General features: G+C 64.6%; 17 protein-coding genes. 13 read left to right on the top strand and 4 right to left on the bottom strand.

Annotation, left to right across the window (positions count from 1 at the left end; all coding sequences use genetic code 11):
• Positions 1–146: 146 nt before the first annotated feature.
• The 8 genes from E2I15_RS35595 to E2I15_RS35560 are packed head-to-tail and all read left to right on the top strand — an operon-like array spanning position 147 to position 6529.
• Positions 147–965, top strand: coding sequence for a chromate resistance protein ChrB domain-containing protein (locus E2I15_RS35595; protein WP_137482410.1), 819 nt, complete (start codon positions 147–149; stop codon positions 963–965).
• A complete protein-coding gene (chrA, locus tag E2I15_RS35590) occupies positions 962–2353 on the top strand; it encodes a chromate efflux transporter (RefSeq protein WP_137482409.1) in 1392 nt (463 codons plus the stop codon). The genes E2I15_RS35595 and chrA overlap by 4 nt, the downstream gene beginning before the upstream one ends.
• A gap of 58 nt (positions 2354–2411) precedes the next feature.
• Positions 2412–2645, top strand: a complete 234-nt coding sequence (locus E2I15_RS35585; protein WP_170991714.1) for a hypothetical protein — start codon at positions 2412–2414, stop codon at positions 2643–2645.
• A 43-nt stretch (positions 2646–2688) separates the two neighbouring features.
• Positions 2689–3024 carry a hypothetical protein gene (locus tag E2I15_RS35580; RefSeq protein ID WP_246668305.1) on the top strand — a complete coding sequence of 112 codons (336 nt, stop codon included), beginning with the start codon at positions 2689–2691 and terminating at the stop codon, positions 3022–3024.
• 43 nt (positions 3025–3067) lie between these two features.
• Positions 3068–4012, top strand: coding sequence for a DUF1259 domain-containing protein (locus E2I15_RS35575; RefSeq protein WP_137482408.1), 945 nt, complete (start codon positions 3068–3070; stop codon positions 4010–4012).
• A 23-nt stretch (positions 4013–4035) separates the two neighbouring features.
• The gene (locus tag E2I15_RS35570) at positions 4036–4215 is read left to right on the top strand and encodes a hypothetical protein (protein WP_137482407.1); all 180 of its coding nucleotides are present in this window, start codon (positions 4036–4038) and stop codon (positions 4213–4215) included.
• A gap of 57 nt (positions 4216–4272) precedes the next feature.
• Entirely contained in the window at positions 4273–5691 is a 1419-nt protein-coding gene (locus E2I15_RS35565; RefSeq protein WP_246668304.1) for an arsenate reductase/protein-tyrosine-phosphatase family protein, read from the top strand.
• A gap of 25 nt (positions 5692–5716) precedes the next feature.
• A complete protein-coding gene (locus tag E2I15_RS35560; RefSeq protein WP_246668303.1) occupies positions 5717–6529 on the top strand; it encodes a hypothetical protein in 813 nt (270 codons plus the stop codon).
• A 413-nt stretch (positions 6530–6942) separates the two neighbouring features.
• On the opposite strand, the gene E2I15_RS35555 is transcribed toward E2I15_RS35560, so the two are convergent.
• Complete coding sequence (locus E2I15_RS35555; protein WP_137482404.1) at positions 6943–7632, bottom strand: glutathione S-transferase family protein; 690 nt, start codon at positions 7630–7632, stop codon at positions 6943–6945.
• A gap of 24 nt (positions 7633–7656) precedes the next feature.
• A complete protein-coding gene (locus tag E2I15_RS39605; protein WP_256438804.1) occupies positions 7657–7782 on the bottom strand; it encodes a DUF1127 domain-containing protein in 126 nt (41 codons plus the stop codon).
• A 242-nt stretch (positions 7783–8024) separates the two neighbouring features.
• On the opposite strand from E2I15_RS39605, the gene E2I15_RS35550 reads away from it, so the two are divergent.
• The 3 genes from E2I15_RS35550 (at position 8025) to E2I15_RS35540 (ending at position 10860) form a co-directional block, all read left to right on the top strand.
• Complete coding sequence (locus E2I15_RS35550; RefSeq protein ID WP_137482403.1) at positions 8025–8957, top strand: transcriptional regulator GcvA; 933 nt, start codon at positions 8025–8027, stop codon at positions 8955–8957.
• 90 nt (positions 8958–9047) lie between these two features.
• The gene (locus tag E2I15_RS35545; RefSeq protein WP_137482402.1) at positions 9048–10022 is read left to right on the top strand and encodes a magnesium transporter CorA family protein; all 975 of its coding nucleotides are present in this window, start codon (positions 9048–9050) and stop codon (positions 10020–10022) included.
• Positions 10023–10143: 121 nt separating this feature from the next.
• Positions 10144–10860 carry a dihydrofolate reductase family protein gene (locus tag E2I15_RS35540; protein ID WP_137482401.1) on the top strand — a complete coding sequence of 239 codons (717 nt, stop codon included), beginning with the start codon at positions 10144–10146 and terminating at the stop codon, positions 10858–10860.
• Between the two features lie 6 nt (positions 10861–10866).
• Here the strand turns inward: E2I15_RS35540 and E2I15_RS35535 are convergent, their stop codons facing one another.
• Complete coding sequence (locus E2I15_RS35535) at positions 10867–11583, bottom strand: TetR/AcrR family transcriptional regulator (RefSeq protein ID WP_137482400.1); 717 nt, start codon at positions 11581–11583, stop codon at positions 10867–10869.
• A 223-nt stretch (positions 11584–11806) separates the two neighbouring features.
• Between E2I15_RS35535 and E2I15_RS35530 the strand changes: the two genes are divergently transcribed.
• Both E2I15_RS35530 and E2I15_RS35525 read left to right on the top strand, forming a co-directional pair.
• Positions 11807–13072 (top strand): HlyD family secretion protein, encoded by a 1266-nt coding sequence (locus tag E2I15_RS35530; protein WP_137482474.1) that lies wholly within the window; start codon positions 11807–11809, stop codon positions 13070–13072.
• On the top strand, positions 13072–14670 hold the full coding sequence (locus E2I15_RS35525; protein WP_137482399.1) for a DHA2 family efflux MFS transporter permease subunit: 1599 nt from the start codon (positions 13072–13074) through the stop codon (positions 14668–14670). Before E2I15_RS35530 ends, E2I15_RS35525 begins: the two co-directional genes overlap by 1 nt.
• Positions 14671–14732: 62 nt before the next feature.
• On the opposite strand, the gene E2I15_RS35520 is transcribed toward E2I15_RS35525, so the two are convergent.
• A complete protein-coding gene (locus tag E2I15_RS35520) occupies positions 14733–15395 on the bottom strand; it encodes a LysR substrate-binding domain-containing protein (protein ID WP_422109878.1) in 663 nt (220 codons plus the stop codon).
• Positions 15396–15403: the final 8 nt, after the last annotated feature.

Raw genomic sequence — 15403 nt, 5'->3', positions numbered from 1 at the left:
TGACTGTCGATCGGCGATCGCTGCTTGATTTAGCAAAGCCCGGTTGACAGTCCGGGGATCAGGGTTTTTGATACGGCTACGGGGATGTGCGATCTCCCCGCGAGGCGACATGCCCAAGAATCGCGTCCTGTCACCAAGGGCGCACCATGTCGTCATACACATCGATCTCATCCGAAAAATTGTCCCGTCTCATCGGCACGGCCAAGGCGCCGACGCTCGTCGACGTTCGTCTCGATGAAGATTTCGCCGCCGATCCGCGCCTGATCCCGGGCGCGGTCCGCTACTCCCATCGCGATGTCCAGGACTGGGCTTCCCGCCTCACCGGCCAGTCCGTGGTCGTGGTCTGCCAGAAGGGGCAGAAGCTTGCCGAAGGCACCGCCGCCTGGCTCCGCTGCAACAACATCACGGCCGAGATTCTCGAGGGCGGCCACCTCGGCTGGAGGGAAGCGGAGCTACCGACCGTTCCCGCCGACAAGATTCCGAAACGCGACGGGCGGGGCCGCACCGTCTGGGTGACGCGATCGCGGCCGAAGATCGACCGCATCGCCTGTCCATGGCTGATCCGCCGCTTCGTCGATCCCGCGGCGGTGTTCCTGTTCGTCACATCCGCGGAGGTCGAGGCGGTCGCCGAACGGTTCGACGCCACGCCGTTCGACATCGAGAACGTGTTCTGGAGCCATCGCGGCGAGCTCTGCACCTTCGACGTGATGGTCAAGGAATTCGGCCTCGCGACGCCGGCGCTGGAGCGGCTCGCGACGATGGTGCGGGCGGCCGACACCGCGCGGCTCGAGCTTTCGCCAGAGGCGCCCGGGCTGCTCGCCGCCTCACTCGGGCTGTCGCGCATGTTCGACGACGACCTCGAGCAGTTGAGCGCCGGGCTGCTGCTCTACGACGCGTTCTACCGATGGTGCCGCGACGCGACCAAGGAGACGCACAACTGGCCGACCAGCAAGGTGAAGCCATGACCGACTTCGCAACGACAGCGAAGGCGCGCGGGCATGAGCCCGCGCACGGCATCTCCTTCAACGAGGCGCTGCTGGTCTGGATGCGCGTCGCCATCCTGAGCTTTGGCGGACCGGCCGGCCAGATCGCGGTGATGCACCGCATCCTGGTCGAGGAGAAGAACTGGATATCGGAGGGGCGTTTCCTGCACGCCCTCAACTACTGCATGCTGCTGCCGGGGCCGGAGGCGCAGCAGCTGGCGACCTATATCGGCTGGCTGCTGCACCGGACGCTCGGCGGCATCGTGGCGGGCGGGCTGTTCATCCTGCCCGGCATCTTCGCCATCATGGGCCTCAGCTATATCTATGCGGCGTATGGCAATGTCGGGTTTGTCGAGGCGCTGTTCTTCGGCCTGAAGGCCGCAGTGCTGGCCATCGTGATCCAGGCCGTGGTGCGGGTCGGCAAGCGCGCACTGCGCAACCGGGTGATGATCGCCCTCGCGGCGATCGCCTTCGTCGCGATCTTCTTCTTCGCCGTGCCGTTTCCGCTGATCATCGGAATAGCCGCGGTCACAGGACTGGTCGGCGCACACCTCGGCCGGAGCGAATTTGCGGCGATCGAACATGGCGGCAAGAATTCGGCCGTGATCGACAGCACGCTCGGTGAAGCGATGCCGGATCATGTCTGTCCCAACGCATCGCGCACCTTGCGGGTCGGCGCCATCTGGCTCGCGCTCTGGCTGGTGCCGGTGTTCGCCCTACTCGTTGCGCTCGGGCCCGGCGACGTGTTCACGCAGATCGCGATCTTCTTCAGCAAGATGGCGATGGTGACGTTCGGCGGCGCCTACGCCGTGCTCGCCTATGTCGCGCAACAGGCCGCGGACTATTATCACTGGGTCAGCCCGCGCGAGATGCTGGACGGGCTCGGCATGGCCGAGACCACGCCCGGCCCGCTGATCATGGTGGTGCAGTTCGTGGGCTTCATGGCCGCGTTCCGCGAGGCAAGCGGGCTGTCGCCGATGCTTGCCGCCACGCTCGGCGGGCTACTCGCGACGTGGGTGACGTTCACGCCGTGCTTCCTGTGGATCTTCGTCGGAGCGCCGTACATCGAGGCGCTGCGCGGCAACAAGGCGCTCGCGGGCGCGCTTTCGGCGATCACCGCCGCGGTGGTCGGCGTGATCCTCAATCTGTCGATCTGGTTCGCGCTGCACACGCTGTTTCGGCAAACCTTCCCGGTGCACGGGCTTGGCCTGTCGTTCGACGCGCCGGTGCCTGGTAGCATCGACTGGCCGGCGCTGGCGCTGTCGATCGCCGCCGCGATCGCGATCTTCCGCTTCAATGTCGGGATGCTCAGTGTCCTCGCCGCGTCCTGCATCACGGGCGTACTGCTGCGCCTAGCGGGCATCATCTGACCGGAGCCGCGCACGTCTTGAGAACCTGGGGCAGCACGACACAACCAGGAGAACAACCATGCAGAAACGAAAACTTTCCCATTTGATTCTCGCACTGACGATCGCGGGTGCGGCCATGCCGGCCCATGCCCTGACGCAGGACGAGCTGGTCGCGAAACTTCGCGCCGCCGGCTACGCCGAGATCAGCGAGGTCAAGTCGACGGCCGAGGGCACGACGGCGAAGGCGATGAAGAACGGCAAACCGGTGCGGCTCGTGATCGACAGCAGCGGCCAGGTCAAGGAGCGGGACTGAGCGGCCGCGAAACCAACGAAATCGAAGTCAACGAGGAACAATCATGACCAAATCAGCTTTGGCCCTGTGTGTCGCCACACTGTGGCCGACCATAGCTCTCGCGGCGCCAACCGGCGGCAGCGAGCGGCTGGACGCCGTCGCCGCATTGGCCGAGGCGGCTACGGTCCACCCGCCGGCACCCCGGACCTTGCGCGGCGTCGTCGACCGCGTCGATGAACGCAATGACACGCTGCTGATACGGCTGTCTCCAGACCGGACCGAATCGTTCAAGGTCCAGGACGGCCTGATCTTCAATGCCGTCCGCTTCGGCGATCCCGTCGAGATCTCGGTGCAGAACATCGCCGGGTTCCGGACCATCGTCGGGCTTTCGAAGCAATAGGGCCGCGATCCGAAGCATCGAAACAGGTTCAAGGAGCAATCCAATGCGACACACGATTTCGGCGCTGATCGGCGTCGGTGCCTGTCTCTTCGCCACGGGCGGGAGCGCGCAAAAGATCGACTGGCAGGTGTTCACCGAGCCGTTCGTCTCGTCGGCGCATGCGCAGGCGATCGACTGGCAGAAGGTCGACGACACGCTGGGCAGAAAACCCGCCGTCACCGGCGACGTGCATCGCTACGGCTTTCCGCGCAGCGACCTTGCGGTGACGCTCGACGGCGTCACCATCAAGCCGGCGCTGGCGCTCGGCGGCTGGGTCGCCTTCAAGCCCATGCACGACGGCGTCATGGCGATGGGCGACCTGGTGCTGCTCGAATCCGAGATCAACCCTGTGATGCTGAAGATGATCGGAAACGGCCTGCAGATCACGGCCGTGCACAACCATTTGCTTGGCGCGAGCCCGGCCACCTTCTACATGCACGTCGCCGGCCACGGCGACCCGGTCAAGATCGCCGCCGCGATCCGGGACGGCCTCGCCGAAAGCAAGACGCCGCTCACGGCCGCGGCGCCGGCCGCACCGCCGCCGGCCATCGATCTCGATACCGCGCAGCTCGACCAGGTCATCGGCGCCAAGGGCCAGGCCAATGGCGGCGTTTATCAGTTCAATGTGCCCCGCCGCGATCCGATCACCGAACAGGGCATGGCATTGAGCCCGGTCGGTCCGTTGGGCGTCGCCATCGGCATCAACTTCCAGCCGACCGGCGGCGGCAAGGCGGCGATCACCGGCGATTTCGTGCTGACCAATGACGAGGTCAACCCCGTCATCATGGCGCTGCGGACGCACGGCATCGACGTCACCGCGCTCCACAGCCACATGCTGGATGAACAGCCGCGCCTGTTCTTCATGCATTTCTGGGCCAATGACGACGCCATCAAGCTCGCCAAGGGCCTGCGTGCCGCGCTGGACAAGACGGCCACGACAAAAAGCTGACGCTGGTCTCGGAGGGATCAACGATGCGAAGCCTCACGGTCATGTCGATGGTTGTCGTTGGAGTTCTTGCGGGCATGGACGCTGCGATCGGCCAGACCAGCTGTCAGGTCTGCGCCGATCGGCAAAAGGCGTGCATGAAGAACTATGCCGGGCCGACCTGCAAATCCGAGCATCAGATGTGCAAGAAAGCCTGCAAGAAATGACAGGGGCGTCCTTGCAACCGGCGTGGGTGCTGACCGGGCTGAAGTGAGATGTTGACGATGCGCACGCTGCTCAGGAGTGCCCACGCGACGCTGCGCATTGCCGCCACATTGCTTGCGATCGTGCTGACATCGGCTCGGCCGGCGCCGGCGGACGATGGCAAAATCGTTGTCTTTGTCTGCCTGCACGGCGTGGTGAACAGCCAGATGGCGGCGGCCTATTTCAACAAGGCTGCCCAGGAGAGCGGATTGCGGTTCAGGGCGGTCTCACGCGGCATCGACCTCCATCGGTCGGTGCCGGTCAGGGTGCATGACGGCCTAGCACTCGATGGTCTGGAGGCGGCCAACACACCGCAACAGCTGACCATCGACGACATGGCCGCCGCAGACAAGGTGGTCGCGTTCGATCACATCCCCGCCGAGCGGCACGGACGGGCCGACGTGACCTACTGGTCCGGCATTCCCTTGGGTACCGATGATTATGAGTCGGCCCGGGATCAGATCGTCCGGCGCATCGACGCCCTCATTCCGACGTTGGCAGCGGCAACTGAACCGGCAGAAGACAAAACGCCCCTTCAGCTCGAAACGAAGATCCTGCTCGGTGATGTCCGCGGTCGGATTGATCATCTGGCGGTCGACCTGAAGCGGCAGCGACTGTTCGTGGCCGAGCTCGGCAATGACAGCGTCGGAGTCGTCGATCTGGCTGCGCGCAGTTTGCTCCGAACCATTGACGGATTGAGCGAACCCCAAGGCGTCGGCTATGAGCCGTCGACCGACACCCTCTACGTCGCCAACGCCCGCGACGGATCGGTGCAGCTGTACGAAGCCAACCAGTACAAGGCGATCGGGCGAATCGAACTCGGCAGCGACGCCGACAATATTCGGGTCGACGCGGCGGCCAAGCGCGTCATCGTCGGCTATGGCGATGGTGACCTGGCAATCGTCGACCCATCCACCCGGACGAAGGTCCGGAGCCTACCCCTTAAGGCACATCCGGAAAGCTTCCAGCTTCAGCCCGATAGTGGGCGCATCTTTGTCAATCTGCCTGACGCGCGAGCCGTCGCGGTGGTGGACGTTGCTTCCGGCAAACAACTCACCAGCTGGCCGTTGGACAAGGGCGGCAATTTCGCGATGGCCATCGATCACGAACGAAGTCGCGTTCTCCTGGTGTATCGCAGCCCAGCCGAGCTTGCAGCCTTTTCGACCGACGGCAAGGCGATTGCAGTCACCGGCACTTGCGGCGATGCCGACGACCTGTTTGTAGATGCAAAGCGCGGACGCATTTATGTGAGCTGCGGCGGTGGATACGTCGATGTATTTGAGATTGACGGAGCAAACTATCGACTGATCGCGCGCCTGCCGACGGCGACGGGCGCACGAACATCGCTCTTTGTGCCGGAGATGGACCGTCTGTTTGTTGCGGTCCGTGCGGGACCTACCGGACCGGCGGCAATCTGGGTGTTCAAGCCAATGCCTTGAGATCGACTTTGTGGGGAGACGGCGCATGTGGAAACGCAGCCGGGGCTTTCGCAGCTTTTCGAGATGCCTTGCGCCTCGCTTCATGATCGCTCTTGGACTGATCGCCTGGTCTGACCCCGCCTCCGCCTATCGCCCCTTCGATGGCACCGATGCCGCCATTGCCAAGAAGGGGGAAATGGAGGTCGAGCTCCAGCCGGCCGGACGGTTGCGTGATGAGAGCGGAACAAGCCTGATCGCGCCGACCTGGGTTCTCAACTACGGTCTGAGCGAGAGTTGGGAGACCGTCTTCGAAGGCCAGGGACAAACGTCGCTCTCTCCGCCCGGGCCGACCAGCCTGACTGCAGCCGGAGCGTTTCTCAAGCACGTGGTCGTACCCGGCAGCCTGCAGGACAAGACCGGCCCGAGCGTTGCGACCGAATTTGGCGTCCTTCTTCCTGACAGTACCGGCAATTCGGGCGTTGGCGTCAGCTTGGCCGGCATCGTCTCGCAGCGCTGGGATTGGGGCACCATTCACTTGAATGCCGAGACTGCCATCACCCGCGACCATCATGGCGACGTGTTCGTGGGTGCTATCATCGAAGGACCGATGACCTGGACGGTGCGCCCCGTCGCCGAGATCTTCTACGAGAACGAGTTTGGAAAAGAGGATACGTTCTCGGGGTTGGTCGGGCTGATCTATCGTGTGCGCGACGACCTCAGCTTCGACATCGCGGTGCGGCACGCGCTCACAGGAGGCCATCCGGTAAACGAGATACGTGCGGGATTGACCTTCGGCTTTCCGCTTTCCTTCTTCGAAGGTCACGCCGCACACCAAGCGTCGCCAATTCCGCCTCGATAGCTACCGGCGGTCCCGGTTCTCTGGATGGGCTCGCCAGTCTCGACCGACAGTCTGCCGGCTGTCGTCAGGTGTTGGCTGGCCGGCGTGGTCCCGCTCGCCGCCTTGAGCCTTCCAGTCACGCCCGATCTTAACGTCCCCGGCGCGACTGCGATCCTGCTCGCGGGTTTGCTCCGACTGCTGAGGCGGCTGGGCCTGTTGGACAGGCGTAGACTGCGCTTTTGCATCGTTTCCGGCACATGCGAAGGTCATTGCGACCGCGGAGATGAACGCAACCGATATAGAATTTTTCATGGGGTTGTCCCTTCCTCTTGTTCTGCACTAACGCTCCGTCATCGCCCTTTGTTCGGAAACAAACGGGCTTCTGGCTGCACGTGGTGGTCGGAACCGGGCGCTCTGCACGCCAACAGTGCCGGTCAATATTTCGGCCGGTGCGAAGTAGCCCATTCGCGCGCGTGTTCGATCGGCACCCGCTGCACGGCGGCGCGAACTTTTTGCGTTGCGGGCAGATTGTCCATGCGTTCCCGCCAGCGGCAGAATGCCGGGAATCTCGGATACATCGACTGCCCTTCGGCGGTGAGGCTGAAGGCGAACGTGCTCGGCAGCAGATAGAAATCCGCAATCGAGAGCTCGTCGCCGAGCAAAAAATCCATGCCGTGCGCAAGCTGGCGCTCGGCCACCGCAAGCCCGGTCTCGACCTTGGGCAGCGCATGTGCCACGACCTTCTCGTCGGGGGCGATGCCGAGCTCCGGGAAAACCAGACGCTCGTGCGTCACGTGATGGATCATGTAGGGGTAGTAATAGTTGTTAACGGCGCTGATCCACTGGTTCATGCGTGCCCGCGCCTTGATGTCTTTCGGCGTCAGCGACACGCCGCCGAAGGCTTCGTCGGCATAGGCGGCAATCGCACTTGTCTCGTAGACGGTGAGATCGCCGTGTTTCAGAATTGGGACACGGTTGAACGGGTGCAGCGCCAGGTGATCGGGCTTGCCCATGACCGGTTCAAGGTCGTGGAATTGGTAAGCTACGTCCTTGTGCGTGAGGATCAAGCGGACGATGTTGACAAAAGTGCTGCGTGGGAAACCGTAGACGATCGGATCGGACATCCGTTTCTCCTTTCTGATTTGGTCTCAGCGCCAGAACGGCTTGGAGGCCTCGCGCAGCGCCTCTTCGCGCGTCAGGCCGAGATCGCGAAGCAGATGCGGGTCATCGGCAATCGCGCGCAGCGCCATGCGCTGAAACGGCCGGTCAAGCAAGCTCCACCATCCGGGGCGCGGAGCGCCTAGCGACGTTCCTGAGCTGGATTGATGATGTGGAGTGGCCGGGTCGGCGGCGTGCACCGGCGGGATCGACCATGTATCGATTAATAGGACGGACATGATGGGGCTCCAAATTGCTTGAAAATGCTGCACTGGAGCTGTTCAATAATGGCGCCGGGCGGTTTCCCGCAAAGCATCGTTTCTCGTGCCTGCCCTAATTTTTCTCATGAAGTATTGCGATGCGCCCACGCCTGCCGCAACTGAACGCCCTGAAATCCTTCGAGGCCGCCGCGCGACACGAGAGTTTTACGCGCGCCGCTGAAGAGCTTTGCGTTACGCAGGGCGCGGTGAGCCACCAGGTCAAGGCGTTGGAGGCGGAGCTCGCAATAAAGCTCTTCAACCGTGAGCGGCAGCGACTGATCATCACGGAAGCCGGACGCGATTATCTGGCGGTCGTGCGCGACGCACTCGATCGTATCGCGATCGGCACCGAGCGGCTATTGCTGCGGCAGAATAACGGTGTGCTCACGGTTTCGACCTCGCCGGATTTTGCTGCGAAATGGCTGGTGCACCGACTCGGCCACTTTGTGGAGGCGCATAGTGGCATCGACCTGCGCGTCTCCGCCACGCTGCACCACGTCGACTTCGCGCGCGAGGAAGTGGATCTCGCGGTGCGCCATGGCGACGGCAACTGGCCGGGGCTTGACGCGGTGCGGCTGAGCCCGGAGCAGCTATTTGCCGTGTGCAGCCCAAAGCTATTGTCCGGCAAGCGACGCCTGAGCAACCCTGCTGACATCCTGAAATTTCCGCTGATCCATACGGACAGTCGCGCCGACTGGAATAACTGGCTTCAGGAAGCGGGACTTGACGATGCTGCCGCCACGCATGGCCCGGTCCTCAATCGCGCCAGCATGGTGATTGATGCCGCCATCAATGGGCAAGGCATTGCGCTGGCGCGCACCACGCTGGCGGCATGGGACCTCATCAACGGCCATCTGGCGCGGCCGTTTCCGCAGTCGCTGCCGTTGTCGAAGACCTACTGGATCGTCTGCCCGAAGGCGACCGCAAACCTGCCGAAGATCATGACGTTTCGCGATTGGTTGCTCTCGGAGGCCGCAAGCGACCTGCGCCGGCTTAGAAAGCTCGGCGGAACCTCTCATCGACTGAAGTGAGGGCCAGCAGGCTTCCGAATACATGGAACGGGTTTGCTGTCCTCGCGATTGTCGTGGGACGCACGACCCACCATGCATGGAGCCCGATCATTGCTGAAGCTGTACAGGTCGGCGACCTCTGATTGGCGAAGCATCGGCGCGGAATTGCCATCCGAGATCATCTGGATCGATCTGCTCGATCCCACCGAGGACGAAAAGCAGTTCGTCGAGTGCGTGCTCGACATCCGCGTCCCGTCCGAGCGATCGTTGGGCGAGATCGAGGCGTCGAGCCGCCTGATCACCGACCATGACCGGCTCTATCTGAGCTCGCCGGCGGTGCGGCTTGACGAAAACAACGAAGCCGAGATCACCAATATCGGCTTCGTGATCGGCCCAAAGGTGCTGGTCACCGTGCGGTTCGCGCAGCTGACCACGTTCGACGACGTCCTGAAGCGGATCGGCACCGACAAGAGCCTGCAGAACGGCATGTGCGTGTTCACCGCGCTGCTGGAGGCCATGATCGATCGCGGCGCCGACGTGCTGGAGCATCTCGGCGCCAAGACCGACAGGCTGTCGCGGGGCGTCTTCAAGGGCGGCCTGGTGCGGAGCAAGCGTCCGGTGCGCTCCAGCCGCAGGCTGCGCGAGGCGCTGGAGAACATCGGCGAGCTCGCCGATCGCCTGGCGAACGCGCGCGACGTGCTGCTCGGCGTCGGCCGGGTCGCGAGCTTCGCCGACGACGTCGGCAATGAATGGATCACATCGGCAGCGAAGCGCCGGCTCGAAGCCGTCACCAAGGACGTCGCCTCGCTCGGCGACTACGAGACCCGGCTGTCGGACAAGATCCAGCTGCTGCTGGACGCCGTGCTCGGCTTCATCAACATCCAGCAGAACGACCTGTTCAAGATCCTGACCATTGTGTCGGTCGTCGGCGTTCCCCCGACCATCCTGGTCGGGGTCTGGGGCATGAACTTCAAGGCGATGCCGGAGCTGAGCTGGACGTTCGGCTATCCGCTGGCCTGGGCTGCGATCATCGCGAGCGGCATCCTGCCGGTGCTCTGGTTCAAGCGGCACGGCTGGTTCGATTAAACAAGCGAAGTTGAAACGGCGCGGCGTTATCCGCGTTGAGAACCTGCCTGCGCGTCTATAAATCTGAAGCTATCCCACCCGCCCCTGCGGCGCGGTCATCCCCCATCGAAGAGTTCAGCCTATGCGCCCCCACATTATCTGCCACATGGGCACGTCGATCGACGGCCGGCTTCATCCCAGCCGCTTCACCAAGGCCGCCGCCGGGATTCCGGCCGACGTGCTGCGCTCGCACTACGAACGGATTCATGACGGCTTCGATGCCGACGGATGGATCATCGGCCGCGTCACCATGAACGAGATGGCCAAAGGAACGGAGCGGCCTATCGCCAACCCACTGAGGCTGCCGCGCGAGGCGCATCTCGGCAACCGTAACGGTCGCAAGCTTGCCGTTGGCATCGATCCGTCGGGCCGCGTGCATTTCGGCAAGGACAATGTCGGCGGCGATCACGCCGTCGCGGTGCTGGGCGAACAGGTGTCCGACGCGCATCTCGCCGAACTGCGCGAGGACGGTGCGTCCTATCTGTTTGCCGGCGCGAAGGGCGACGATCTGCCGGGCGCGATGGCGCAGCTCGCGTCACTGTTCGGCGCCAGGACGCTGCTGCTCGAAGGCGGCGGCGGGATCAACGGCGCCTTCCTCAAGCACGGTCTGATCGACGAGTTCAGCACATTGATCTTTCCGGCGGTCGACGGCGTCGCCGGATCGCAAAGCATCGTCGACTATCACGGCGAGGCGGGCGACCGCCCCGGCGCCGGACAGTCGCTCCGGCTCACCCATTGCGAGACGCTGGAAGGCGGCATGGTCTGGCTGCGTCACGCCGTGGAGCGCACGCCGGACTGACCGCGCCTATGGCTTGGGATTCTCCACCCAGCCGGTCCGGCACGCGGCGACGAAAAACGCGACGCCGCGCGCGACATGGGCATCGATCTCGGGATCGAGCGCCTTGAGATCGACCTCGAACAGCGCCCGAAGCAGCATCGGCACCGCGATGATGTCGAGAAACATCCGCGCCGTGGTCGGCAGCTGTTCGGGCGCGAAGGCCGGCAGCTTGCCGAGTTCGTCGGATTGCGTCAGGTCGCGCAGCAGGTGGATGCCGAGTTCGGTGCTGAGCGCGCGCGCCCTGCGGTTGACGTTGGCGGCGAGATCCGGAAAGCGGTGCGCCTCCGCGATGGCCAGCCGCATCAGGCCGATCCGGTCGGCATCGAAGCCCCAATGCAGCAAGGTCGAGGCAACGCTGGTAAGGCGCTCCTCGAAGGTCGCGCCGACCGGCGGATCGGCCTTGAACTCGGCGATGCGTGACAGGATGTCCCGCGTCACCACTTCCGTGAACAGCGCCCGCTTGTCGCGGAAGCGCGCATAGATGGTGCGCTTGCCGGAGCGCGCGGCTTCCGCGATCTCGTCGATGCTCGTGCCCTCGAACCCGCGCTGCAGGAAGACCTTGCGCGCGGCCTCGAGAATCCGCGCATCGACCTCGCCGGCAAGCTCCTTCGGCGGCCGCCCGGCGCGCACCTCGACCGGCCTGGCTTTGGCTGCCCGCGGCTTCTTCAGGGTACTGGTGGTCATCGCATCGACCCGGGTTCGATGGGCCGGTCGGGCCGGCAATATCCAACCATATAGCCTTATCACATCTAGTTGTAAATAGAACGGTACAGTTCCGTTCTTGTTGACGCTGCGCCGCAGCGGGATTATTTGTCGCGAAGAACGGAACGGTGTCGTTCCCTTTCGCGAAGACCTTGTAGACCTCGCTGATCAGCCAGGAGCAGCCATCATGTTCGAAGATACTGTTTTGGAGCGCGACCAACCGGGGCATGAGGGCATCGAGGGGGCGTCCTCGGCGCCGGCCTCGCATGAGCCCCATGTCACATCGGAGCGGCCGGAGATCACGACACGAGCTCCGGCGCAGGAGCGTCCCGCTGACAAGCAGCCCGCCCCGCCGGCAATCGTCCCGCCCGAGGTCACCGGCACGGCGCCGAAGCGCGGCTTCCTGCGCCGCCGTCCGGTCGTCTCCGCGATCGGCGCCGTGCTGCTCGCGGCGGCAATCGGCGGCGGGTATCTCTACATGGACTATAGTGGGCATTTCGAATCCACCGACGACGCCTTCATCGCCGCGCGGCAGTCGGCCCTCGCGCCGAAGATCTCCGGCTACATCACCGCCGTCCCGGTCACCGACAACCAGCATGTCGCGGCCGGCGACGTGATCGCCCGGCTCGACGATCGCGACTATCGCGTCGCGCTGGCGCAGGCCGAGGCGCAGGTCGCAGCCGCCCGCGCCAACATCGAGAATGTCGATGCGCAGCTCGACGTGCAGCAGGCGCAGATATCGGCCAACCAGGCCCAGGTCGACCAGGCGCAGGCAGCGCTGGTGTTCGCCCAGCAGCAGGCGACGCGCTACCAGCATCTGGAGCAATCCGGCTACGGCACGGTGCAGAATTCCGAGCAGTTCACCTCGCAGCTGCATCAGCAGCAGGCTGCGCTGCTGAGCGCGCAGGCGACGCTCAACCTCGCGCAGCGCCAGATCGAATCGCTGAAGGCGCAGCGCAAGAGCGCGTTCGCGAACCTCGCCCAGGTCGAGGCGCAGCGTGACCAGGCCAGGCTCAATCTGTCCTATACGACGGTCACCGCCGCGCAGCCGGGCCGCGTCGTCAACCTCTCGGCCGCGGTCGGCCAGTTCGCGCAGGCCGGCACCAATCTCACGATGTTCGTGCCCGACCAGACCTGGGTCACAGCGAACTTCAAGGAGATCCAGCTCGACAAGATGCGGCCGGGCGAGAAGGTGACGATGAAGATCGACGCCTATCCCGGACGCACCATCCAGGGCCATGTCGAGAGCGTGCAGCCGGGCTCCGGCACCGCGTTCTCGCTGCTGCCGGCGCAGAACGCCACCGGCAACTACGTCAAGATCGTGCAGCGCGTGCCGGTGAAGATCGTGATGGACAACCCGCCGGCCGACGTCGCGCTCGGCCCGGGCATGTCCGTCGTGCCGACGGTACGGATCAATCCCGCGCCGTCGCTGCTCGAGCGCCTCGAGAAGTTGAATCTTGGGAGGCTGTGATGAGTGTCGCCGCCATCGACGCCAAAGGCGTTCCGGCGCCAGGCGTCACCGTCAATCCCTGGCTGATCGCCATCGTGGTCGCGCTCGCGAGCTTCATGGAGGTACTCGACACCACCATCGCCAATGTCGCGCTGCCCTATATCGCAGGCGGCATGGGCGTGAGCGAGGACGAGGCCTCCTGGGTGGTCACCACCTATCTGGTGTCCAACGCCATCATCCTGACCGCCTCCGGCTTTCTCGCCCGCACGCTCGGGCGCAAGACCTTCTTCCTGATCTGCCTCGGCATCTTCACCGTCAGCTCGATCCTGTGCGGGTTCGCGCCCAATCTGAACGCGCTGCTGCTGTTCCGCATCCTGCAGGGTCTCGGCGGCGGCGGCATGGTGCCGGTGGCGCAATCGATTCTCGCCGACGCGTTCCCGCCGGCCAAGCGCGGGCAGGCGTTCGCGGTATTCGGCATTGCCGTCGTGGTGGCGCCGGTGGTCGGCCCGACGCTCGGCGGCTGGCTGTCCGACAACCTCTCCTGGCACTGGTGCTTCCTGATCAACGCGCCGGTCGGCGTGTTCGCGATCGCGCTGATCGCCGCCGTGCTGCAGGAGCCCGCGACCGTGAAAGCCAAGGGGGCGCAGCCCCGCGGCAACACGTTCGACTTCATCGGCTTCGCGCTGGTCGCGACCTTCCTCGGTGCGCTCGAGGTGGCGCTCGATCGCGGCCTCGAGGACGACTGGTTCGCCTCGCCCTTCATCATCACCTTTGCTGTGATCTGCGCCACGGCGTTCGTGCTGATGATCCCGTGGGAGATGACCCGGCGCAATCCGATGATCGACCTGCGCATGGTCGCAACCCGGCAGTTCGGCGCCTGCTTCCTGGTGATGCTGGCGACCGGCGCCATCCTGCTCGCCACCACGCAATTCTTGCCGCAGCTGGTGCAGCAGGATTTCGGCTACACCGCGACCTGGGCCGGCCTCGTGCTCTCGCCCGGCGGCGTGGTCACCATGATGATGATGTTCGCGGTCGGCCGGCTCGCCGCCCGGGTGCAGCCGAAATATCTGATCGTTGCCGGCGCGCTGGTGATCGCCGCCTCGATGTACAGCATGACCAACGTCTATGGCGATCTCGGCTTCTGGTTCATGGCGCGCTCGCGCATGCTGATCGGCGTCGGCCTGCCGCTCATCTTCGTGCCGATCATGGCGGCATCCTATGACGGCATTCCGCCCGACAAGACCGACCAGGCCTCCGCACTGATCAACGCCGCGCGCAACACCGGCGGCTCGATCGGCGTCTCGATCGTGTCCAACGTGCTGACGCATCGTCAGCAATTCCACCAGAGCCGGCTGGTCGAGCAGGTGACGCCGTCCAGCCCGCAATACCAGGACACGCTGCACCAGATCACCGACTTCTTCGTCGCCCAGGGCAGTTCGCTGGCGCAGGCACATCAACAGGCGATCCAGTGGATCGGCCAGCAGGTGCAGACCCAGGCCTCGTTCCTGTCCTACATGGACGCGTTCTGGGTGCTGATGCTGATCGCGCTGTCGGCGATCCCGCTGGCGCTGACCTTGCGCAAGGTCAAGCTCGGCGGCCCCGCTCCCGTCGGCCACTAACGCCTGCGGAGATCGGACGCGAGACCCCGCGCCGCGGATCGGCGCGGGCATCTCGATGACGATCAAATGCCGCGCGTTGCGGCAACGATCGTGTCCCGCAGCCAGCGGTGCGCCGGCAGATCGTCGAAGCGGCGATGCCAGCTCATGATACTCTGCAGCTTCGATGCATCGAACGGCAGCTCCCGCATCTCGATCGGATAAGCGCGGCGGAATTCAAGCGCGAGCTTGCGCCCGAGAATCGCGACCATGTTCGATTGCACCAGGACCGCGCCGGCGGACAGATACGGCACGTCGGAAGCGATGGTGCGGCTCGCCTTGCGTGTCTGCAGCCAGACGTCGATGAAATCCAGGTTCTCGCCACTGGAGGTGATCGCAAGGTGCGGCAGCTCGACCAGCGCCTCGCCGGTCAGCTTCTTGCGCAAGGCCGGGTGACCGGCCCGCAGCACCGCCACGAAGCGATCCTCGATCAACCGGCGGGAAGCGAAGCGCTCGCTCTCCAGCGCGCGGGCGGCGATCGCTAGATCGAGCTCGCCGCGGTCGAGCCGGTCGGCTAGATCGAGCGTCCCGCTCGGCACCAGTGTCAGCCGCACCTTGGGCGCCTGCGCGCGCACCGCCGCGATGATCGCGCCGGCCGCGACCACCGCGGCATAATTGTTGACGGCAATGGCGAAGCGCCGCTCCGCCTGCGCCGGATCGAAGCGATCCCCCTCGACCGCGAGTTGCAGCTCGTTGA

The organism is Bradyrhizobium sp. BR2003, assembly GCF_009720285.1.
In the GTDB taxonomy this organism is placed as follows: Bacteria; Pseudomonadota; Alphaproteobacteria; order Rhizobiales; family Xanthobacteraceae; genus Bradyrhizobium; species Bradyrhizobium elkanii.
This window is presented reverse-complemented; position numbering and strand designations above follow the sequence as displayed.